We start from the raw sequence: 20285 nt of genomic DNA, 5'->3' as shown, positions 1-20285 counted from the left end.
GTAACAGGTCGCACCTGAGACATGGCGCGTGAACCCGTGTCTTTTTTCAGGTATCACCGATCGTCCGGACGCCTCGCAGATAAGATTCGCCGACGTCGCGGGCACCTCCTGTGCCTGCGTTCATTCTATGTCCGCAGTGAGGAGGGGGCGTTGGCGGCCCGTGTTCGCCAATGGCGGGGCAGGGCGGATCTGAACGGGGCTTTTCCACGAATGACACTGATGGGCGCGGCGGCGTTGCTGATCCTGATCCTGACCTATGCCGGCGTCGCCATCGGCAGGGTACCTGGGCTGCGCCTCGACCGGGCAGGCATCGCGTTGCTCGGCGGCGCGGCGATGATTGCCATCGGCGCGCTCAGCCTGGAGGACGCCTACCGCGCGATCAATTTCGACACCATCACGCTGCTGCTCGGCATGATGATCGTCGTGGCGCATCTGAAAGTGTCGGGCGCTTTCCGCGCACTCGGCGCCGTCGCCATCGAGCATGCGCACGCGCCATTCATGCTGCTGGTGATGGTGACGCTGCTGACCGGCGTTCTGTCGGCGTTCCTGGTCAACGACGCGATCTGCCTGGTCATGGCGCCGATCGTCGTCCACGTCACCCGTGTCATCAACCGCAACCCGATTCCCTATCTGATCGCCACCGCCACGGCGTCGAATTGCGGCAGCGTCGCCACCATCACCGGCAATCCCCAGAACATGGTCATAGGCGCGCTGTCGGGGATTTCCTATCCGGCCTTCTCGGCGGCCCTGGCGCCCGTCGCCCTGTTTGGCCTCGTCGCCGTCATCGTCATCGTGCGCATCGTCTACCGGGCCGAATTCGCGCGCAAGGCCGAGGTCAGCCCCGAAGTCTATCGCGGCCGCATGCTGCCGGGACAGGTGCTGAAGGCGGTGGTCGTCTGCATCGGGCTGGCGATCGCTTTCTTTGCCGACGTGCCGGTCGCCAAGGCGGCGCTCATCGGCGGCGCCATTCTTCTGGTGACCCGCGCCATCAAGCCGGCGCGCATCTATCGCGAGATCGACGGGCCGCTGCTGTTCATGTTCGCCGGCCTGTTCATCGTCGTCGCCGGCGCCGAGAAGACGCTGCTCAGCCCTGACATCATCGCCTCGGCCAAAAACCTCGGCCTGGACGATGTCTGGCGGCTATCCGGCTTCACCGCGGTGCTGTCCAACATCATGAGCAACGTTCCGGCCGTGCTGGCGCTGCGGCCATTCATACCCGGCCTGGAAAACCCGGAGCGCGCCTGGCTGATCGTCGCGATGAGCTCGACGCTGGCCGGCAATTTCACGCTGCTCGGCTCGGTCGCCAATCTGATTGTCGCGGAGCACGCGCGGGTCTCCGGCACAACTCTGTCGTTCGCCGCCTTCTTCAAGGTCGGCCTGCCGCTGACGCTGGTCACGCTGCTTGCCGGAACGGCGTGGCTGGCGCTTGGGTTTTAGCCGGCACGGATCGTCGCGGCAGCAATCCTTCGTCAGGCGCTGTCTTGGGATCTCGCCCGAACGAGCATGGCAGCGGCGTGTCCGGCTGCCTCGATATAGTCGGGGTTGCGGTGGATCAGCATGATCGAGAACGCGCCATCCATCAGAAGGACGATTTCGCGCGCCAGGGTTTGTGGCTCCAAAATGCTGCGGCCTGACATTTCGCCGGCCAGCCATTTTTCGAAATTCGCCTTGTGTCGCGACCCGACCTTCATCGCCGGGTGTCCGGGCATGGCGGCGAGCTCCGCGGCCGTTCGCAGGAAACCACATCCTTTCCATTTGGGATGGCGTGCCACGCGTGCCAGATTGGTGAAGATCGCCTCGACCTTGCGATCGGGACCGCCTTCGGCGGCGTCGAACCAGCCGGCCATCTGCTTCAGATTCGGCTGGTCGCGGCCATCGAGATAAGCGGCGATCAGGTCGTCCTTGCTCTTGAAATGATAGTAAAGCGTGCGCTTGGTGAGGCCTGCCTTTTCGGCGACGGCATCGACGCTGACGCGGCCAATCCCTTCAGCATAGAACAGCTTCGTCGCGGCATCGACAATACGTTTGCGGGTAGGGCTGAGCTCTTGGGGCATGGGGCAATATATACCGACTAGTGAATATACAAGCAATCGAGAGCCTGATCCTTTCCTGTTCCTGCCACCGCATGCTGGAAAGGAAGCCAAATGACCGGACTTGTCCTGAGCGAGGTTCGCGACGGGGTTGCCGTCCTGACCCTCAATCGCCCTGAAAAACTCAACGCGCTGAACTACGCCCTGATCGACCGCCTGCTGGCCATCCTCGACGCTATCGAGGTCGATGGCTCCATCCGGGCAGTCATCCTCACCGGCGCTGGCGAGCGGGCGTTCTCGGCGGGCGGCGACATCCACGAATTCTCGGCAAGCGTGGCGCTTGGCGCCGATGCCGCCTTGCGCGACTTCGTCATGCGTGGGCAGCGATTGACGGCCAGACTGGAAGCGTTCCGCAAACCCGTCATCGCCGCGGTCAACGGTCTTGCCTTCGGCGGAGGTTGCGAAATCACCGAGGCCGTGCCGCTCGCCATCGCCAGCGAACGTGCCTCGTTCGCCAAACCCGAAATCGTTCTCGCAATGCCGCCGACGTTCGGCGGAACGCAGCGCCTGCCGAGGCTGGCCGGACGCAAGCGGGCCCTCGAGTTGCTGCTGACAGGGGAGGCGTTTTCGCCGCAGCGCGCACTCGAACTCGGCCTCGTCAACCAGGTGGTTCCACACGACGACCTGATGCCGGCAGCACTTGACCTGGCTCAGCGAATTCTGCGGCATTCACAGCTGGCGGTCGCCAGCATCCTCACCGCAGTTACGCGCGGCATCAACCAGTCCATCGCGGAAGGGTTGATGGTTGAGGCCGAACAGTTCGCCCGCATGGCGCCGACCGCCGATCTGCGCGAAGGGCTCGATGCCTGGATCGCGCGCCGCGAGCCAAGCTATTCCGGTTCGTGGACGCGCACTGCTGCGGGTGAGTGAGGCACAAGGGGACATATCGCTGGAGCCGGTTCCGGAGATATTCGAGGCGTTCGATTGCGGAGAAGCCCTGATCGGACTATTTGGCGCGGGTGGGCCAGAACGCCCAGATCAGCAAAGCCGCTAAAGCCAGCCAGAGCGCCACGACAAAGAACATTCCCGTCCTGCTTTGCGGGTGTTTTTCGAGCGCGGCAGCCCGCGCCCGAAACTCGTCCATTAGCGGCGGCGGGATAAGCCTTATCGCCAGGATTACGCCGAGCGGCACGATGATCAGGTCGTCGAGATAGCCGAGCACCGGGATGAAATCCGGGATCAGGTCGATTGGGGAAAGCGCATAGGCGGCCACCATCCCCGCCACGAGTTTCGCGGACCAGGGCACCCGAGGATCGCGCGCTGCGAACCACAGGGCGACGACATCAAGCTTGATGTCGCGCGCCCGGCGCTTTGCCGTTTCCAGCCATGCTTTCATAGGGTTACTTTAGCACAGATTGTCCGCCGACGTCCGAGCGGCGGTTGCTGGTCGAAGAAAGACCTAGACTAAGGCCCGTGGCGCATCCCAAACGACGCGCGGCGCTCTAATGTTCCGACGGTTCGGTGCCGCTCGCCGGCTTCTCGCCCGAAACATAGGCGTCGAGAAAGTCCTGCGAGGCGACATCGTCGGCGAGGCTCCTCAGCTTTTCGGCCGCGGCCGCCCCCAAAATCGCCTCGACGCGTCTGTTGGCCTCGACCCACACAACATATGCCTGCTGGTATCGCGCTTTTCCGAGCGGCGTCAGCACGGCATGCTTCGTTCGCCGGTCGTGGGCATCCTGGCGGACCTCGACCAGACCGTCGCGCACAAGCGGCCGCAACGCGTGCGTCAGCGCTGAAATCTGGATCGCCAGGCGGGCGGCGAGGACCTGCAGCGTCGGCCCGTCCTCGCCATAAACGGCCCCGAGCTCGTCGATCTGGCCGAGCAGAAGGGTTTGCGTTGACGTCAGCCCGGTTGGGACGAGCGCCACGTCATACAACTGGCCAAGCCGCCGCGCCGCACGACGCAGCGACGAATTGATGCAGACGAAATCGTTCGGCATGCCGGGCGCTTCCGCGTCGGGCTCGTCCCGACTTTCGAGCGATGCAAACGATTCGACCGTTTTTCCCATCTTCACAAAATAGTTGAGTGCTGAACCATTGCAATGGGGCAGAGACTTGGTTAGTTGGTTGAGCACTCAACATTTGAGTGCTAAACTTTAGGAGATAACCATGTCGAACTCAGCTTCCAAGCCGATCGCCGTCGTTACCGGCGCCTCCGCCGGCATCGGCGCCGTCTATGCCGACCGCCTCGCTGCCCGTGGCTATGATCTTGTGCTCGTGGCGCGACGCGCCGAACGCCTGAAAACCCTCTCAGCGGAGTTGTCGCGGGCCTATGGCGCCAAGGTCGAGGTGATCGGCGCCGACCTGACCAAAGAGGACGGCTTGGCGCGCGTCGAGAAGGTGCTCGCCACCAACCCCGCCATCACGCTGCTTGTGAACAACGCCGGCAACGGAACGCTTGGATCGACGATAAACACGTCCGACGAGAATGCCGCGTCGACGATCGCGCTCAACATCACGGCGCTGACGCGCCTGACCCGAGCGGCGCTGCCGGCATTCCTGTCGCGCAACGCCGGGGCGATAATCAATATAGCCTCGGTCATGGCGCTGCACTCGCTGCCGATCACCTCCCTCTATAGCGGCACCAAAGGCTATGTGGTGAACTTCAGCCGTGGCCTGCAGGAGGAGCTTGCCGGGACCGGCGTCAGGCTGCAGCTCGTTCTTCCAGCTGCGACCGCCACCGAATTCTACGAATTCGCCGGCATGCCGCTTTTAGCGTTCGACCCGGCAGTGGTGATGACCGCGGAAGACATGGTCGACGCGGCCCTGGCAGGGTTCGATCAGGGTGAAGCCATCACGCTGCCGTCAGTCCACGACCGTGCGCTGTGGGAAATCTACGACGCCGCCCGCGCCACCCTGTTCGCCGCGACACAAACCGGCGAACCGGCGCCTCGCTACAAGGCGGCTTGACGCCGCCGGACCGCCCTGCGCGCGCAGGGCGCTCCGCTGGCATGGCTAGGGCGACGCCACCGTCAGATGGCCTTTCATGTTGGGATGGAAGCGGCAGAAATAGTCGACCGAACCCGCCGTCTTCAGCGTCAGGCTCGCCGCCTTCTTCGGCGGGATCATAGCCTCCCAGCCGCCCTTGACGGTCGCCGTGTGGGCGAACACGTCCTTGTTGACCCACTCGATCGTGTCGCCGACCTTCGCCTCGATGCTTGCGGGCGAAAATACAAGCTTCTCGATCGTCACCTCAATCGTGCCGGCCTTGGCTGGTGCGGCACCAATGGTTAGCGCCAAAGCAACCCACAGATGCCGTTTCGACGCCGTCGGTGCTGTTCTCATTTCAGCTTGCCGGCGACATGTTCGGCATGCTGTTCATGGCCCTGGAATAGCTTCAGGCCGGTCTCCAGCAGGCTCTTCAGTTCGGCATTCTCGGCCGAGGGGATCAGCAGGGTTTTGAGCGCGGCGTTGACCTGCTTATGGTAGGCGACCTCGTTGGCGACATAGGCCTTGTCGAAGGCGGCGCCGTCGAGTTTGGCGAGCTGGGCTCGTTCCTCGGCCGCCGCCTCGGTCAGCGCCTTGCTGGTGGCGTTGTCCTCCGGCGTCAGTTTGAGCTTCTTGACCAGGTCAAGCGCTTGTTTGTTTACGGCTTCATGGTCTCGCACCATATCTTTGGCGAAATCTACAACCTCTTTGTTCTTCGATTTCTCCAGCGCTTGTTTGGCCGCCTCGACGTCAAGCACGCCGGCTGTGTAGGCGATGTGGGCGATCTGCGGGTCGGTCGGCTTGTCGGCGGCTTGCGCCAACGGCGCTGCGCTGAGCAGGAAAAGCGCTGCCAGTGCGGTGGTCGATCGAATAAACATGACGTTCTCCTTCGCCGGATGCGGTTGGCTCCGGGCATTTCAGTTGACGATGATTGGATGCCGGGCGGGGGCAAACGTTCCCGGGAATTCGGGAAAAATCAGTCTGTAAAGCCAAGCCGCTGCATCAACGCGGCGGTCAGCCGTTCACACCGGCGGCCGGCGAAGGGAAAGGCATTGAGCAGCACCGGGCCGATCTGATCGTCCAGCGCCTTGCGCACGAGGGCGCGGGCGCGGTGCAGGCGGCTCTTGACGGTTTCGGGCCGCACATCAAGCAGTTCGGCGGTCTCCTCGATGCTGAGACCCTCGATCACCCGCGCCACGAACACTGTCCGGTACACATCGGGAAGCCGATCGGTCGCCCGTTGGACAAGTTCGAGGATTTGCCGTTGCGCCATCGTCCGCTCCGGATCGTCGCTGGGATCGAGGGGAAATTTGATGATTTCGGCGTGTGGAGTTTGCGGCATGGCTACCGTTCGCCGTCTTTTGCGCAAGCGCCCAAGCGCCTCATTGATGACGATGCGCGACAGCCATGTGGCGAGCGAGGATTCCCCGCGAAAATCCCCGAGATGGGCAAAGGCCTTGACATAAGCCTCCTGCACGATGTCTTCAGCCTCGCTGTCGTTGCGAACGACGCTGCGGGCGATACGATAGAGTCGCTGGTTGTGCATCTTGATAATCGTGCGGAAGGCTCCGCCCTCCCGCGCCAGCGCGCGGCCGACAAGCTGCATCTCGCCAGCTGCGGCAGGCATGACGGTCAAGACAGCCGACATGACCGGTTTCCTCATCGCAAGCCAATCTCCTGACCGGAAGCAAATCCTCCGATCGAAACATTGGACGGCCTAGCCGGGAAAAGGTTCCCGACATTTTCCGGCAGCCGGCGGCCGGCAGCGACTACGCTACCGCTTCCGCCAGCAGCCTGTCTGCAGTTTGCGTGCGGGCCGTTGCGGCCAGCAGATCGGTCTGCGTGATCAGGCCGAGGATGCGCCTGTTGTCGTCTATGATGACGACGGCGTGGCTGCGGCCGTCGGTGAGCACGGGTAGGAGGCCCATGGCAGGCGCGCTCGCCGAGACGGTTGCCACGGCCTTTGTCACGCTTTTCACCGTATCCGAGGCCCACGCCAGTTCTCGCAGTCCGACGGCGCCAACAAGCCTGGCCTCCGAATCGACGACCGGCAGCGTCCGGATGTTGTGGGCGAGCAGCAAATGACGTGCCTGGTCGGCGCGAGCGTGTTCATCGACCGAAATTACATGGCACGACATGATGTCCCTGCACAGCAAGGTCCGGTGCGTACGCACCATCGCTTGCAACTCCACCTGCCGCAGCAGCCGTTCGAGATCGTTGCGGTCGATGTCGAATGTCTCCTCCAAGGTACCAAGCGCAGCATCGATGTCCTCGGGCCGGAAGCCGATACGCTCCTGAGCGGGTGGATCGATGGTGCCGTGGCTGTTTTTTGGCGCGGCCACCGTCACATGTGGATAGGTCCGTCGCGACAACTTGTGAAAGCCGTATCCGAGCGCGACGAGCACGATCGAGTTCAAGGCCACCGGCACGAAAGGAAACAGGAAGCCGGCACCGATGACGGCCGGTCCGCCGATCACAGCCGTCAGGGCGGCAGCCCCACCTGGTGGATGCAGGCAGCGGGTGAACGACATGGCGGCTATGGCCAATGACACCGCAATGCCCATCGCAAGGATGGGCTCATGCACGAAATACGCCACGAGCACGCCGACGAGCGCCGATATGGTGTTGCCGCCAATGATCGACCAGGGTTGCGCCAACGGGCTCGCCGGCACCGCGAACAAAAGCACGGCCGAGGCACCCATCGGCGCCACGAGCAGCGGCACATGCGGGCCGCTACCGAGCACCAGACCGCTGATCGCGCCGGTCAACGCAATGCCGATCGTCGCACCGATACAGGCGATGATCCGCTCGCGCAGCGTAGCGCCGGCAAGTATTGGGACAAAGAGGCGAAAGGCCATGGTACTGACAACTCTGGTGGCGAAACTGGGTTTGGGACGTGCCGCTTGCGGCTGATGGCCTCGCAATGAGGCCAGAATGTTGGATTTGAAAGCCAAACCGATCCGGAAAATCACAGCTTCGGGAAATAATCTTGCTGATGCGGCCGAGACCCGGCGCATGCAGGGCCGCTGCGGCGGCAGTTCCCCGCTTATGCCGCCTTCGCCGCGGCGAGACCGCGCGCAAGATCGGCCTTGAGGTCATCGACGTCCTCGAGCCCAATCTGCAGGCGCACCAGCGGGCCGTCATAAGGGCCCTTGGCGACGACGCGGTCGCCGAGGAAGACCGGCACCGCAAGGCTCTCATAGCCGCCCCAGGAATAGCCGAGGCCGAATATCCTGAGCGCGTCGAGGAAGGCATGCTGCTGTTTCTGGCCGCCGCCCGCAAGGACGATCGAAAAAATGCCGCTTGAGCCGCAGAAGTCGCGCTTCCAGAGATCATGGTCGGGATGGCTGGGAAGCGCTGGATGCAGCACGCGCCCCACGCCCGGCTGGCCCTCCAGCCAGCCGGCGATATCAAGTGCGCTGCGCTGATGATGGTCGAGGCGCACGCCCATGGTGCGCAGGCCGCGCAGCACCTGATAGACGTCGTCCGGCCCGGCGCAGCAGCCCATCGTGTAGAAGGTCTCGCAAAGCTGTTTCCAGCAGGCCTTGTTGGCCGACGCGGTGCCGAGCAGCACGTCGGAATGGCCGGCCGGATATTTCGTCGCCGCATGGATCGAGATGTCGACGCCGTGGTCGAGCGGGCGGAAGTAGAGCGGCGTCGCCCAGGTATTGTCCATCATGACGATCGCGCCGGCGGCGTGTGCCGCGCTGGCGATGGCCGGTATGTCCTGCACCTCGAAAGTGTTAGAGGCCGGCGATTCGGTGAACACGACCCTGGTGTTGGACTTGATCAGCGCCGCTATGCCGGCACCGGCATGCGGATCGTAATACTCGACGTCAACGCCCAGGCGCTTCAGCATCGTGTCGGCGAAATTGCGGGTCGGGTGATAGACGGAATCGACGATCAGGACATGGTCGCCCGCCGACAGGAAGGCTAGCAGCGGCACCGTCACTGCCGCCAGGCCAGACGGCACCACAATTGTGCCGGCCGAGCCTTCCAGCCCGTCGATGGCGCTGGCAAGCGCGTCGGTGGTCGGCGTGCCGCGCGTGCCGTAGGTGTATTTCTGGCTGCGTGCCGCCATCGTCGCCGCATTGGGATAGAGCACGGTCGAGGCATGCACCACCGGCGGATTGACGAAGCCGAAATAGTCGTGCGGATTGTTGCCCGAGTGGGCAAGCCGCGTGTTGATGCCCATTTCGTTGCCGTCTTTTGTCATTCGCTTCGCCTCTGATCAAGCGCTAGCCATAGTGCGGCGGCATTGGCCGCGCAACCGCCCGACGCTCGCCAGGCGGCGGTCTTTGGATGTGCCAATTGATCCATGACAACCCTGTAAAGCGCAGCCTTCCGAAGGCGGATTTCAAAAGGCCCAGCCCGATTTGCGTTGACCGGATTTTGCCGGCTTTGTTCGCACTGCTGACTTATATCCAGGCGCGTTTGTCTGCAATTCGGGCATTTGCGGCAAATGGTTTTCAAACTCTTTCGGTTTCGGTCATTTTCCTTGACCTCACAGGAATAATCGCCTTCGATGCAGTTCGTGAATGGGAGGCAGCGCGTCGGTTGCGATGCGGGGTTCCGGGAATGGGCCGGAACGGGAAGCTGCATTCACACCGAAAAAAAGTCAGGTTCGCCTGAAAAAAACAGAAAAGGGTCTGTGGGTTATGAAACACATTGCAATTGGCATTCTGGGCGCCGCCGCGCTTGGGTTGGTGGCTTCGGCCGCGTCGGCGGCCACGCTCGACGACGTCAAGGCCAAGGGCTTCATCCAATGTGGCGTCTCGACCGGTCTGGCCGGCTTCTCGGCGCCGGATGACAAGGGCGACTGGCAAGGCATCGATGCGGATTTCTGCCGCGCTGTCGCGGCCGCCGTTTTTGGCGATGGCACCAAGGTCAAGTTCACGCCGCTCAGCGCCAAGGAACGCTTCACCGCACTACAGTCAGGCGAGATCGACATCCTGTCGCGCAACACCACCTGGACCATCAACCGCGATACGGCGCTTGGGCTGAACTTCGTCGGTGTCACCTACTATGACGGCCAGGGCTTCATGATCAACGCCAAGAAGCTGCCGGGCGTGAATTCCGCGCTGCAGCTTTCGGGCGCGGCGGTCTGCGTGCAGAGCGGCACCACGACCGAGCTCAACCTTGCCGACTATTTCAAGTCGAACAAGATGGAGTACAACCCCGTCGTCTTCGAAAAGCTGGAAGAGGTCAACGCCGCCTATGACGCCGGCCGTTGCGACGTCTACACCACCGACCAGTCCGGCCTCTACGGCATCCGCCTGACGCTCGGCGCACCCGCCGACCACGTCGTGCTGCCCGAGATCATCTCCAAGGAACCGCTCGGACCGGCCGTGCGCCAGGGCGACGACCAGTGGTACCACATCGTCAAATGGACCTATTTCGCGCTATTGCAGGCAGAGGAACTCGGCATCACCAAGGCCAATGTCGAGGAGATGAAGGCCTCGGACAATCCCGAGATCAAGCGCGTGCTCGGCCAGGAAGCAGACACCAAGATCGGCACCGATCTCGGCGTCTCCAACGACTGGGTCGTCAACATCGTCAAGGCAGTTGGCAATTACGGCGAAATGTTCGAACGCAATGTCGGTTCGGGCAGCCCGCTGAAGATCGCGCGCGGCATCAACGCGTTGTGGACCAAGGGCGGCCTGCAATACGCTCCGCCGATCCGCTGATCGAAATGTGATCCGGAAGGCAGCTTTCCTGCCTTCCGGTTTCTCTTTCCAGGGGATGGTCGAATGGCATCGCAGGAAATTCTTCGCGAGGAGCCAAGCCGCGGCTCCTTTATCAATGATCCGAAGGTCCGCGGCATATTCTTCCAGGCGGTGGTCGTCATCGTGCTGGTGGCGTTGGTCTGGTGGATCGTCCAAAACACCATCGACAATCTGACGCGCCTGCGCATTGCATCAGGCTTCGGCTTCCTCAGGGGCCGCGCCGGCTTCGACATCAGTGACAGCGCCATCGCCTATTCGTCGGATTCGACCTATGGCCGCGCCATTGTGGTCGGCTTCATCAACACGCTCATCGTTGCCGGCGCCGGCATAATCACCGCCACCATCATTGGCTTCATCCTCGGCATCGGCCGGCTTTCGCACAACTGGCTGATCCGCAAGATCTGCATGGTCTATGTCGAGGTCTTCCGCAACATCCCGCCGCTGCTGGTCATCTTCTTCTGGTATTCCGGCGTGCTTTCGGTGCTGCCGCCGCCGCGCGAAAGCATCAATTTGCCATTCGGCTCTTTTCTCAACCAGCGCGGCTTCTACTTTTTGCGTCCGATCTGGGGCGAAGGCTCCTGGCTGATCCTGGTCGCTCTGCTTCTCGGCATTGCCATGGCGTGGTTCGTCGCCCGCAAGGCGCGTCAGCGGCAGATGGCGACCGGCCAGCAATTCCCGGTGTTCTGGACATCGGCGGCTTTGATCACCGGCTTGCCGTTGCTGGCCTACGCGCTGAGCGGCTTCCCGCTGAGCTTCGATTACCCAAAGCAATCGACCTTCAACCTGACTGGCGGCTTTCAGGTCAAGCCGGAGTTCCTGTCGCTCTATTTGGCGCTGTCCTTCTATACGGCGGCCTTCATCGCCGAAATCGTTCGGGCCGGCATCATGGGCGTCAGCAAGGGTCAGACCGAGGCGGCCGGCGCGCTCGGGCTTCGCCCGGGATCGATCCTGCGGCTTGTCGTCATCCCGCAAGCCATGCGCATCGTCATTCCGCCGCTGACCAGCCAGTATCTGAACCTGACCAAGAACTCTTCGCTCGCCATCGCCATCGGCTACCCCGACCTGACGGCGACGACCGGCACGGTGCTGAACCAGACCGGCCAGGCGATCGAGTGCGTGCTGATCATGATGGTGGTCTATCTCGCGCTCAGCCTGTTGACGTCGGCGATCATGAACGTGGTCAACGCCAGAATGGCGCTGGTGGAGAGGTAGGGACATGCAGGAGCACGACCTTTCCTTCGTCCGCGTCGAAATGGCGCTGGCACAGTCGGCGCCGCCAAGCGAGCGCGGCCTGGGCGCCTGGATACGTAAGAACCTGATTGCTTCGGCCGGCGACACGATCTTGACCATCATCGGCATCGTGCTGGTCGCGATGATCCTGCCGCAATTGATCAGCTGGGCCTTCATCAACGCCCAATGGACCGGCACGGACCGCACCTTTTGCGCCACGGTGGCGCAGGGCGGCATCCAGCCGGACGGCTGGTCCGGAGCCTGTTGGGCCTTCGTCAACGCCAAGTTCGGCCAGTTCATGTTCGGCCGTTATCCGATCGATGAGCGCTGGCGGCCGATCCTGGTCGCCATCCTGTTCGTGGCATTTCTGGTGCCGCTGCTCATCCCGAAGGTGCCGCGCAAGGGGCTGAACGCCATCTTGTTCTTCGGCGCGCTGCCGATCTTTGCCTTCATCCTGCTGGTTGGCGGCGTGTTCGGCCTGCCGCATGTCGAAACCTCGCTGTGGGGCGGGCTTCTGGTTACGCTCAGCCTGTCCTTCGTCGGCATTGCCGTGTCGCTGCCGCTCGGCATCGTGCTTGCGCTGGGCCGGCGATCGAAGATGCCGATCGTCAAGATGCTGTGCGTCATCTTCATCGAGACGGTGCGCGGCATCCCGCTGATCACCGTCCTGTTCATGGCAAGCGTCATGCTGCCGCTGTTCCTGCCGGCCGGCGTCAGCTTCGACAAGTTTCTCAGGGCACTGATCGGCGTGTCGCTGTTTGCCGCTGCCTATATGGCCGAAGTGGTGCGCGGCGGCCTGCAGGCGATCCCCAAGGGCCAGTATGAGGGGGCGGATTCGCTCGGCCTCGGCTACTGGCAGAAGATGGGCCTGATCGTGCTGCCGCAGGCGCTGAAGTTGGTCATTCCGGGCATCGTCAACACCTTCATCGGCATGTTCAAGGATACCAGCCTGGTTTCAATTATCTCGATGTTCGACCTGCTCGGCGTCGTCAAACAGAATTTTTCCGACGCCAACTGGGCAACGCCGCAGACGGCCAGGTCCGGCCTGGTGTTCGCTGCCTTCGTCTTTTGGCTGTTCTGTTTCGGCATGTCGCGCTATTCGATGTTCACGGAACGCCGGCTCGACACCAGCTACAAACGCTAAGAACAAAAAAGGGAACCTTCCATGGCCACAGAAAATGCAGTCAGCGCGGAAGAGATCAAGGTCAATGCCGCCAAGATGCAGGTTTCCACCACCGATGTCGCCATCGACATCATCGCCATGCACAAATGGTACGGCGAATTCCATGTCCTGAAGGACATCAACCTGAAGGTGATGCGCGGCGAGCGGATCGTCATTTGCGGCCCTTCGGGCTCCGGCAAATCGACGATGATCCGCTGCATCAACCGGCTGGAAGAGCACCAGAAGGGCAAAATCTTCGTCGACGGCAAGGAATTGACCAACGATCTGAAAAAAATCGACGAGGTGCGCCGCGAGGTCGGCATGGTGTTCCAGCACTTCAATCTGTTCCCGCATTTGACCATCCTGGAAAACTGCACGCTGGCGCCGATCTGGGTGCGCAAGACGCCGAAGAAGCAGGCCGAGGAAATCGCCATGCACTTCCTCACGCGCGTCAAGATCCCGGAACAGGCCAACAAATATCCCGGCCAGCTTTCCGGCGGCCAGCAGCAGCGCGTGGCCATCGCCCGCTCGCTGTGCATGAACCCGCGCATCATGCTGTTCGACGAGCCGACCTCGGCGCTCGATCCGGAAATGATCAAGGAAGTGCTGGAGACGATGGTCGGCCTCGCCGAAGAGGGCATGACCATGCTCTGCGTCACCCACGAGATGGGCTTTGCCCGCAAGGTCGCCAACCGGGTGATCTTCATGGATCAGGGCCAGATCGTCGAGCAGAACACGCCAGCCGAGTTCTTCGACCATCCACGCCACGAGCGCACAAAACTGTTCCTGTCGCAGATCCTGCACTGATCGCTCTCGCGCAAATCAAAAGAGCCCGGCCGAAACCCGGCCGGGCTCTTTTGCGTCTGAGCTGTCAGCCGGCGATCGCGCCCCGATTGCAAGGCCGTCGCTCATGAAAAAGCTGTCCTTCATGAAAAAGCTCGGGCGTTTTCTCGCCATTCTGGTGGTGGCAATCGTGCTCGCCGTGGTGCTGGGCACATTCATTCCACGGCCGCTCTTGCCGGCGGCGGCCGCCGATCCTATCGCCAGCAGGCACATCCTGGTGCTGAAAAACCCGATCCACACCGATATCGCCATTCCGGTCGATGACGACGTGCGCAAGCGCTTCCATTTCCTGGTCGATGGCGGCATTCCCGCCGACATGGCCGAGGTCCGCTACATCGTCTTCGGCTGGGGCGGGCGCGCCTTCTATCTGGAGACGCCGACCTGGTCGGAGCTGAAGGCCATGCCGGTGATGAAGGCGCTGACCCGTGACGCTTCGGTGATGCATATCGATGTCGCCGGCAACATTGCCGAGCCGCACCCCGACGTTGCCGGCTTCGACGTCGGCGAGGAGCGTTTTGCGGCGTTGCTCGACTTCATCGCCGCGAGTTTCCAGCAAGGGCCGAACGGCCCGATCCCGATCGAGAACGCCGCCTATTCCAGGTTCGACCGCTTCTACGAAGCCAACGGCCATTTCAACGCGCTGGTCGGCTGCAACACCTGGACCGCGGCTGCTCTGCGTATCGCCGGCCTGCGGACAGGCTGGTGGAATCCGCTGCCGGCCACGCTGGACCTATCGATGCGGATTTATAATTGATGCCTGGCGCTATTGGCCGCCAGAGTCCGGCGCCTGCCAGCCATAGAGCCAGTCCAAATCCGCCGCGAGCTTTTCGGGCGAGCGCAGCTTCAGGAACAGGTTGCGCGCGACCGCCACCGGCCCGGAAGCGTGCCAGGCAAAGCGGTTGACGGCGCCGCGGCGGGCGACTTTGGCAATGCGCGGCCGCCGCATTTTTTCCCAGGCAGCAAGCGCGCCCCATGGATCGGCGGGCGAGGCGGCGACAAAGCCGGCAAGGGTCGCGGCATCCTCGATCGCCATCGCCGCGCCCTGCGCCGCAAACGGCGTCATCGCATGCGCCGCATCACCGATCAGCGCGATGCCGGCGGGCGTCGTCCATGGCTGTGCCTGGTCGACAGTATGGATCGGCCATGCCGTCCACAGGCCGGCATCCTCGGCAAGCCGGGCCAGTGCTGCCGCCGTGCCACGCATGGCGCCGACGAGGATTTCGGGGTCGGCGTGGCCCGACCAGCCCTCGGCGATGATCTCGCCCCTGGTGAAGGCGGCCAGATTGAACGCCGCGCCATTGCTGACCGGATAGGCGACGAGGTGGAAGCCGGGATGCAGGAAGGCGGTCACGCAATTGGCGGCGCCAACCGTCGCAACGGCTTCTCCCGCGACACTGTCTGCGCTGACCGTCGCGCGCCAGGCAAGCTCGCCCGAAAACCGGCTTTGGGCGGCAAATCCGCCAAAAGCACGGATCGCCGACCAGACGCCGTCGGCACCGATCAGCAGAAAGCCGTCGGCTTCGATGGTCTTGCCGGCAATCTCGACTGTTGCCGTGGTATGGTGTGGTCCTGCCGCGACGCCGCCGACGCGCGCTCCGGTGACGAGACTGATGTCCGGCTGTTCGGCAAGGCGCGCCATCAGCGCCTCTTGCAGATCAGCCCGATGAGCGACGAGATAGGGCGCCTGCCAGCGCCTTTCGGCTGCTTCGCCAAGCGGCACCCGCGCCAGCTCGCGCAGCGTGGCGGCGTCCTTGAGCACGACCGCCTCCGGCCGCACCGCCGCCGGCAACAGCCGGTCGAGCACGCCGAGCTGGCGAAGGATGCGCGTCGCGTTGGGTGAGAGCTGGATGCCGGCGCCGGCCGCTTCGAGGCGCGGCGCCTGCTCAAACAGCCGCACCAGATAGCCGCGCTCGGAAAATGCCAGCGCCGCAGTCAGTCCGGCGACGCCGGCTCCGACGATGACGACCTGCCCGGACCGCGTGTCGTCCATAGGGATGACGTGCGCGTCAGGCGGCCTGGTCGATATACAGGCATCCCGCAGGCTGCGTTTCCGTCGCCTTCAGCTTTGGCGAATAGCGATAAAGCGTCGAGCAATAGGGGCAGACCTTTTCATTGTCGTCGCCCATGTCGAGAAACACATGCGGATGGTCGAAAGGCGGGTTGGCGCCGGTGCACATGAATTCCTTGACGCCGATGTCGATCGCCGCATAGCCCGCATCGTTCTGGAAATGGGGAATGGAACCGGCTGCCATCGTCGTCTCCTAAATTTGCCGCATGACCTCGGATCATGCGCAAAATCAAAATTCTACCGCGTCCTTTGCGCGTCCAAAGGACGCGCTGCGCTGTACCTGGATTGCATCTGGATCATAAGCTGTCTCTTTGCAAGATCGATGAAATCAAACTGTCGTAAAAGCCTGTCACAGGATAAGCTAAGCCGGTTAAGGCATGGCCGCGAAAATCGAATTCGGTTTCGCTGGGGATCATGCGTAGCTTAAAAGTGGTAGAGCGTCCTTTGCGCATCCGGAACGACGCGTGACGCTCTGGGCAGCGGGTGCGAAACGAGCAGGAACCATGAACGAACTAAAGCCGGTGCAGAGCGAATTCACCACTGTCGAGGTGGCGAGCCCAGAGGGCGGCAACCCGGACCGCTTTGTCAACCGCGAGTTTTCCTGGCTGCAATTCAACCGCCGCGTCCTTGAGGAGTCGCTGAACGCCAATCATCCGCTGCTCGAGCGTGTCCGCTTCCTGTCGATATCGGCCGCCAATCTCGACGAGTTCTTCATGGTCCGCGTCGCCGGTCTCGCCGGCCAGGTTCGCGAAGGCATCACGCTGAAGAGCCCGGACGGCCGCACCCCCGAACAACAGCTGGAACAACTGCTGCGCGAGGTCGAGCGTCTGCAGGAGGATCAGCAGAATAGCCTTTCCGCGCTGATGCTGCTGCTCGACAAGGAAGGCATCGAGAGCATCAGCCGCGATGCGCTGACCAAGGACGAGAAGACCTGGCTCGAGGATCATTTCCAGGAGCAGGTCTTCCCGGTGCTCACACCGCTTTCGATCGATCCGGCGCATCCGTTCCCGTTCATTCCCAATCTCGGCTTCTCGATGGCCCTGCAACTGCGCCATCGCAGGAATGGCGAGGAGATGAGTGCGCTGTTGCGTCTGCCGGTGGCGCTGAAGCGCTTCATCCGCTTGCCTGACCGCAAGCGTCATGTCCGCTTCATTCCACTGGAAGAGGCGGTCGGCCTCTATATCGGCAAGCTGTTCCCCGGCTACGAAGTCAAGGGCTCCGGCACGTTCCGCATCATCCGCGACAGTGACATCGAGGTCGAGGAGGAGTCCGAGGATCTCGTGCGCCTGTTCGAGACGGCGCTGAAGCGCCGCCGCCGCGGCTCGGTCATCCGCATCGAATTCGACAAGCTGATGCCGGCCGAGCTGCGCGAGTTCGTCGCCGGCGAGCTTGGCGTCTCGTCGAGCCGCATCAGCGTGCTCACCGGTCCGCTGGCGCTCAGCCAGATTTCCGAGATCGTCGCCATCGCCCGCGACGATCTCAAGTTCACGCCCTATAATCCGCGCTTTCCCGAGCGCATCCGCGAGCATGGCGGTGACTGTTTCGCTGCTATACGCGAGAAGGACATCATCGTTCACCACCCCTACGAATCCTTCGATGTGGTGGTGCAGTTCCTGCGCCAGGCGATGGCCGATCCGGAAGTGGTGGCGATCAAGCAGACGCTCTATCGCACCTCGAACGACAGCCCGATCGTGCGCGCCTTGGTCGACGCGGCCGAGGCCGGCAAGTCGGTGACGGCGCTGGTCGAGCTCAAGGCGCGTTTCGACGAGGAAGCCAACATCCGCTGGGCCCGCGATCTCGAGCGCGCCGGCGTTCAGGTCGTGTTCGGCTTCCTCGAGCTGAAGACCCACGCAAAAATGTCGCTGGTGGTGCGGCGCGAGGACGGCAAGCTGCGCAACTACGTGCATCTCGGCACCGGCAACTACCACCCGGTCACCGCGCGCATCTACACCGACTTGTCCTTCTTCACCACCGATCCGACGATCGCCCGCGATGTCGCCCAGCTGTTCAACTTCATCACCGGCTACGCCGAGCCGACCGAGGAGATGCGGCTGGCCATCTCGCCCTTCACGCTGCGCAAGCGCATCCTCAAGCACATTTCGGCCGAGATTGCCCATGCGCTGGAGGGCAGGCCGGCCCGCATCTGGATGAAGATGAATTCGCTGGTCGACCCGATCGTCATCGACGCGCTCTATGACGCCAGCCGCGCTGGCGTCGAGATCGATCTAGTCGTGCGCGGCATCTGCTGCCTGAGGCCTCAGGTGCCGGGCCTGTCGGAAAACATAAGGGTCAAGTCGATCGTCGGCCGCTTCCTCGAACACAGCCGCATCTATTGTTTCGGCAACGGCCATGGACTGCCGTCGGACGGGGCGGTCGTCTACATCTCATCGGCCGATTTGATGCCGCGCAATCTTGACCGTCGTGTTGAAACCATGGTGCCGATCACCAATCCAACGGTGCATGAACAAGTCCTCGGCCAGATCATGCTGGGCAACATCATGGACAACCAGCAAAGTTTCGACGTATTGGCTGACGGAACCTCCCGGCGCGCCGTGCTTGAGGAGGGCGAGGAACCGTTCAACGCGCAGGAATATTTCATGACCAATCCGAGCCTTTCCGGACGGGGTGATGCGCTGAAATCGCATGCGCCCAAGCGCATCGCGCAGTTCAAGCGCCGCAAGAAAAACGGCGCAGCGACCGGCTGATGATTTCAACGTCCCAGGGCCGGCTTCAGGACCGCCGACCGCTGTCCATCATCGACATCGGGTCGAACTCGATCCGTCTTGTCGTCTATGAGGGGCTGGCGCGCTCGCCGACCACGCTGTTCAACGAAAAGATGCTGGCTGGCCTCGGTCGCGGCATCGTGTCGACCGGAAAGCTGGACCCCGAGGCGGTGACGCGCTCGATGGAGGAGTTTCGCCGTTTCCGTGCGCTGTCCGAGCAGGCCGGCGCCGAGCACATGTATGTGCTGGCGACCGCGGCTGCCCGCGAGGCGGTCAACGGTCCCGATTTCATCCACCGCGCCGAAGATGTGCTCAAGACCGAGGTCCAGGTGCTGAGCGGACGCCAGGAAGCCCATTATTCCGCGCTTGGCGTCATTTCCGGCTTCCATCCGGCTGACGGCATCGCCGGCGACCTCGGTGGCGGCAGCCTTGAGCTGGTGGACGTCGACGGCGAGACGATCGGCGACGGCATCACGCTGCCGCTGGGCGGCCTGCGCTTGCAGGACATGGCGAAGAACTCACTGGCCCAGGCCGGAAAGATAGCGCGCGACGAGCTCGCGAAGGCAAAGCTCCTGAAAGGCGGGCGGGGCAGGCCATTCTATGCGGTCGGCGGCACCTGGCGAAACCTCGCCCGGCTGCACATGGAAATGACCAACTATCCGCTGAGCGTCATGCACCATTACGAGATCGGCATCGAAAGCGCCGCGAACTTCCTCAAGCAGGTGGCCAAGGGTGAGATCGAGAAGGTGAAGGGTATCGAAGGCGTCTCGAAGAACCGCCGCTCGCTGCTGCCTTATGGCGCCATCGTGCTCCAGGAGATCATGGCGGCGATGCAGCCGTCCAAGATCATCGTCTCGGCGCTGGGCGTGCGCGAGGGCTTTCTCTATTCGCTGCTCGGCGAGGCCGAGCAGAAGGCAGATCCGCTGATCTCGGCTTCGGAGGAACTCGCCCGGCTGCGCTCGCGCTCGGTCACCCACGCGCATGAGCTTGTCGAGTGGACGGGCAAGACCTTTGCCGCCTTCGGCATCGACGAGACCGACGACGAGAGGCGCTATCGCCAGGCCGCCTGTCTGCTTGCCGACATCGGTTGGCGCGCGCATCCCGAATATCGCGGCAAGCAGTCGCTCAACATCATCGCTCATGCCTCCTTCATCGGCGTCGACCATCCCGGGCGCGCCTTCCTGGCGCTTGTCAACCTGTTTCGCCACGAGGGCTTGTTCAACGATGCCGCTCCGGAAATCCGGGGGCTGGCGACGCCGCGCTATCTCGAGCGCGCCCGCGCACTGGCCGCGGTGATGCGCGTCGTCTACGTGCTGACGGCGGCGATGCCGGGCGTCATGCCGCGGCTGAAATGGGAGAATCGCGGCAATGGCGTGCTTGCGCTTGTGCTGCCGGCGTCGCTGGCCGATCTTTACGGCGAGCGGCCTGCCGGCCGCCTGGCGCAACTGGCGAGGGTCACCAATCGCCGACTGGTGCTGGCGGTCGAGGGCGGCCCCAATATGCCAGCCAAGTAGT

Annotated in this window: 21 protein-coding genes; 11 read left to right on the top strand and 10 right to left on the bottom strand. The window is 62.9% G+C overall.

Going from position 1 to position 20285, the window contains the following annotated elements:
* Positions 1-210: 210 nt before the first annotated feature.
* Positions 211-1437 (top strand): anion transporter, encoded by a 1227-nt coding sequence (locus tag CIT25_RS33040; RefSeq protein WP_095489312.1) that lies wholly within the window; start codon positions 211-213, stop codon positions 1435-1437.
* 32 nt (positions 1438-1469) lie between these two features.
* On the opposite strand, the gene CIT25_RS33035 is transcribed toward CIT25_RS33040, so the two are convergent.
* Positions 1470-2054 (bottom strand): TetR/AcrR family transcriptional regulator, encoded by a 585-nt coding sequence (locus CIT25_RS33035; protein ID WP_095489311.1) that lies wholly within the window; start codon positions 2052-2054, stop codon positions 1470-1472.
* A gap of 90 nt (positions 2055-2144) precedes the next feature.
* Between CIT25_RS33035 and CIT25_RS33030 the strand changes: the two genes are divergently transcribed.
* On the top strand, positions 2145-2960 hold the full coding sequence (locus CIT25_RS33030) for a crotonase/enoyl-CoA hydratase family protein (protein WP_095489310.1): 816 nt from the start codon (positions 2145-2147) through the stop codon (positions 2958-2960).
* 76 nt (positions 2961-3036) lie between these two features.
* On the opposite strand, the gene CIT25_RS33025 is transcribed toward CIT25_RS33030, so the two are convergent.
* Together CIT25_RS33025 and CIT25_RS33020 are read right to left on the bottom strand one after the other, a co-directional pair.
* A complete protein-coding gene (locus CIT25_RS33025; protein WP_095489309.1) occupies positions 3037-3426 on the bottom strand; it encodes a YkvA family protein in 390 nt (129 codons plus the stop codon).
* A 106-nt stretch (positions 3427-3532) separates the two neighbouring features.
* A complete protein-coding gene (locus tag CIT25_RS33020; protein WP_245330108.1) occupies positions 3533-4030 on the bottom strand; it encodes a MarR family winged helix-turn-helix transcriptional regulator in 498 nt (165 codons plus the stop codon).
* A gap of 169 nt (positions 4031-4199) precedes the next feature.
* On the opposite strand from CIT25_RS33020, the gene CIT25_RS33015 reads away from it, so the two are divergent.
* A complete protein-coding gene (locus CIT25_RS33015; RefSeq protein WP_095489307.1) occupies positions 4200-5000 on the top strand; it encodes an SDR family NAD(P)-dependent oxidoreductase in 801 nt (266 codons plus the stop codon).
* A gap of 45 nt (positions 5001-5045) precedes the next feature.
* On the opposite strand, the gene CIT25_RS33010 is transcribed toward CIT25_RS33015, so the two are convergent.
* The 5 genes from CIT25_RS33010 to CIT25_RS32990 form a co-directional block, all read right to left on the bottom strand.
* Positions 5046-5375, bottom strand: coding sequence for a cupredoxin domain-containing protein (locus tag CIT25_RS33010; RefSeq protein WP_095489306.1), 330 nt, complete (start codon positions 5373-5375; stop codon positions 5046-5048).
* Positions 5372-5896: a DUF4142 domain-containing protein gene (locus CIT25_RS33005; protein WP_095489305.1), complete on the bottom strand. Its 525-nt coding sequence runs from the start codon at positions 5894-5896 to the stop codon at positions 5372-5374. Before CIT25_RS33005 ends, CIT25_RS33010 begins: the two co-directional genes overlap by 4 nt.
* Before the next feature lie 98 nt (positions 5897-5994).
* A complete protein-coding gene (locus CIT25_RS33000; RefSeq protein ID WP_095489327.1) occupies positions 5995-6666 on the bottom strand; it encodes an RNA polymerase sigma factor in 672 nt (223 codons plus the stop codon).
* A gap of 121 nt (positions 6667-6787) precedes the next feature.
* Positions 6788-7876, bottom strand: a complete 1089-nt coding sequence (locus CIT25_RS32995) for an HPP family protein (protein WP_095489304.1) — start codon at positions 7874-7876, stop codon at positions 6788-6790.
* A 188-nt stretch (positions 7877-8064) separates the two neighbouring features.
* On the bottom strand, positions 8065-9234 hold the full coding sequence (locus CIT25_RS32990) for a cystathionine beta-lyase (protein WP_095489303.1): 1170 nt from the start codon (positions 9232-9234) through the stop codon (positions 8065-8067).
* A 95-nt stretch (positions 9235-9329) separates the two neighbouring features.
* Between CIT25_RS32990 and CIT25_RS36640 the strand changes: the two genes are divergently transcribed.
* From CIT25_RS36640 to CIT25_RS32965, 6 genes are all read left to right on the top strand, one after another.
* Complete coding sequence (locus CIT25_RS36640) at positions 9330-9650, top strand: hypothetical protein (RefSeq protein WP_158302708.1); 321 nt, start codon at positions 9330-9332, stop codon at positions 9648-9650.
* Between the two features lie 26 nt (positions 9651-9676).
* Complete coding sequence (locus CIT25_RS32985) at positions 9677-10705, top strand: amino acid ABC transporter substrate-binding protein (protein ID WP_095489302.1); 1029 nt, start codon at positions 9677-9679, stop codon at positions 10703-10705.
* 63 nt (positions 10706-10768) lie between these two features.
* On the top strand, positions 10769-11956 hold the full coding sequence (locus tag CIT25_RS32980; RefSeq protein WP_095489301.1) for an amino acid ABC transporter permease: 1188 nt from the start codon (positions 10769-10771) through the stop codon (positions 11954-11956).
* A gap of 4 nt (positions 11957-11960) precedes the next feature.
* Positions 11961-13118 carry an amino acid ABC transporter permease gene (locus CIT25_RS32975; RefSeq protein WP_095489300.1) on the top strand — a complete coding sequence of 386 codons (1158 nt, stop codon included), beginning with the start codon at positions 11961-11963 and terminating at the stop codon, positions 13116-13118.
* A gap of 21 nt (positions 13119-13139) precedes the next feature.
* Positions 13140-13943 carry an amino acid ABC transporter ATP-binding protein gene (locus CIT25_RS32970; protein WP_095489299.1) on the top strand — a complete coding sequence of 268 codons (804 nt, stop codon included), beginning with the start codon at positions 13140-13142 and terminating at the stop codon, positions 13941-13943.
* Between the two features lie 121 nt (positions 13944-14064).
* Complete coding sequence (locus CIT25_RS32965) at positions 14065-14733, top strand: TIGR02117 family protein (RefSeq protein ID WP_095489326.1); 669 nt, start codon at positions 14065-14067, stop codon at positions 14731-14733.
* Between the two features lie 9 nt (positions 14734-14742).
* Here CIT25_RS32965 and CIT25_RS32960 read toward each other — a convergent pair whose 3' ends face one another.
* Positions 14743-15969 carry an FAD-dependent monooxygenase gene (locus CIT25_RS32960; RefSeq protein WP_095489298.1) on the bottom strand — a complete coding sequence of 409 codons (1227 nt, stop codon included), beginning with the start codon at positions 15967-15969 and terminating at the stop codon, positions 14743-14745.
* 16 nt (positions 15970-15985) lie between these two features.
* Positions 15986-16231 carry a zinc-finger domain-containing protein gene (locus tag CIT25_RS32955; protein WP_095489297.1) on the bottom strand — a complete coding sequence of 82 codons (246 nt, stop codon included), beginning with the start codon at positions 16229-16231 and terminating at the stop codon, positions 15986-15988.
* A 319-nt stretch (positions 16232-16550) separates the two neighbouring features.
* Between CIT25_RS32955 and CIT25_RS32950 the strand changes: the two genes are divergently transcribed.
* Together CIT25_RS32950 and ppx are read left to right on the top strand one after the other, a co-directional pair.
* Complete coding sequence (locus tag CIT25_RS32950; protein WP_095489296.1) at positions 16551-18752, top strand: RNA degradosome polyphosphate kinase; 2202 nt, start codon at positions 16551-16553, stop codon at positions 18750-18752.
* Positions 18752-20284, top strand: a complete 1533-nt coding sequence (ppx, locus tag CIT25_RS32945; RefSeq protein ID WP_095489295.1) for an exopolyphosphatase — start codon at positions 18752-18754, stop codon at positions 20282-20284. Before CIT25_RS32950 ends, ppx begins: the two co-directional genes overlap by 1 nt.
* The last annotated feature ends 1 nt before the right edge of the window (position 20285 follow it).

This window comes from Mesorhizobium mediterraneum, assembly GCF_002284565.1.
In the GTDB taxonomy this organism is placed as follows: Bacteria; Pseudomonadota; Alphaproteobacteria; order Rhizobiales; family Rhizobiaceae; genus Mesorhizobium; species Mesorhizobium mediterraneum.
The sequence above is the reverse complement of the archived record's forward strand: the minus strand, read 5'-3'. Positions and strand labels throughout refer to the sequence as shown.

What these genes read in the sequence shown, in the direction of transcription:
- CIT25_RS33040 (WP_095489312.1), top strand. Translation starts at nt 211, where the DNA reads ATGACACTGATGGGCGCGGCGGCGTTGCTGATCCTGATCCTGACCTAT.
- CIT25_RS33035 (WP_095489311.1), bottom strand. Translation starts at nt 2,054, where the DNA reads ATGCCCCAAGAGCTCAGCCCTACCCGCAAACGTATTGTCGATGCCGCG.
- CIT25_RS33030 (WP_095489310.1), top strand. Translation starts at nt 2,145, where the DNA reads ATGACCGGACTTGTCCTGAGCGAGGTTCGCGACGGGGTTGCCGTCCTG.
- CIT25_RS33025 (WP_095489309.1), bottom strand. Translation starts at nt 3,426, where the DNA reads ATGAAAGCATGGCTGGAAACGGCAAAGCGCCGGGCGCGCGACATCAAG.
- CIT25_RS33020 (WP_245330108.1), bottom strand. Translation starts at nt 4,030, where the DNA reads ATGCCGAACGATTTCGTCTGCATCAATTCGTCGCTGCGTCGTGCGGCG.
- CIT25_RS33015 (WP_095489307.1), top strand. Translation starts at nt 4,200, where the DNA reads ATGTCGAACTCAGCTTCCAAGCCGATCGCCGTCGTTACCGGCGCCTCC.
- CIT25_RS33010 (WP_095489306.1), bottom strand. Translation starts at nt 5,375, where the DNA reads ATGAGAACAGCACCGACGGCGTCGAAACGGCATCTGTGGGTTGCTTTG.
- CIT25_RS33005 (WP_095489305.1), bottom strand. Translation starts at nt 5,896, where the DNA reads ATGTTTATTCGATCGACCACCGCACTGGCAGCGCTTTTCCTGCTCAGC.
- CIT25_RS33000 (WP_095489327.1), bottom strand. Translation starts at nt 6,666, where the DNA reads ATGTCGGCTGTCTTGACCGTCATGCCTGCCGCAGCTGGCGAGATGCAG.
- CIT25_RS32995 (WP_095489304.1), bottom strand. Translation starts at nt 7,876, where the DNA reads ATGGCCTTTCGCCTCTTTGTCCCAATACTTGCCGGCGCTACGCTGCGC.
- CIT25_RS32990 (WP_095489303.1), bottom strand. Translation starts at nt 9,234, where the DNA reads ATGACAAAAGACGGCAACGAAATGGGCATCAACACGCGGCTTGCCCAC.
- CIT25_RS32985 (WP_095489302.1), top strand. Translation starts at nt 9,677, where the DNA reads ATGAAACACATTGCAATTGGCATTCTGGGCGCCGCCGCGCTTGGGTTG.
- CIT25_RS32980 (WP_095489301.1), top strand. Translation starts at nt 10,769, where the DNA reads ATGGCATCGCAGGAAATTCTTCGCGAGGAGCCAAGCCGCGGCTCCTTT.
- CIT25_RS32975 (WP_095489300.1), top strand. Translation starts at nt 11,961, where the DNA reads ATGCAGGAGCACGACCTTTCCTTCGTCCGCGTCGAAATGGCGCTGGCA.
- CIT25_RS32970 (WP_095489299.1), top strand. Translation starts at nt 13,140, where the DNA reads ATGGCCACAGAAAATGCAGTCAGCGCGGAAGAGATCAAGGTCAATGCC.
- CIT25_RS32965 (WP_095489326.1), top strand. Translation starts at nt 14,065, where the DNA reads ATGAAAAAGCTCGGGCGTTTTCTCGCCATTCTGGTGGTGGCAATCGTG.
- CIT25_RS32960 (WP_095489298.1), bottom strand. Translation starts at nt 15,969, where the DNA reads ATGGACGACACGCGGTCCGGGCAGGTCGTCATCGTCGGAGCCGGCGTC.
- CIT25_RS32955 (WP_095489297.1), bottom strand. Translation starts at nt 16,231, where the DNA reads ATGGCAGCCGGTTCCATTCCCCATTTCCAGAACGATGCGGGCTATGCG.
- CIT25_RS32950 (WP_095489296.1), top strand. Translation starts at nt 16,551, where the DNA reads ATGAACGAACTAAAGCCGGTGCAGAGCGAATTCACCACTGTCGAGGTG.
- ppx (WP_095489295.1), top strand. Translation starts at nt 18,752, where the DNA reads ATGATTTCAACGTCCCAGGGCCGGCTTCAGGACCGCCGACCGCTGTCC.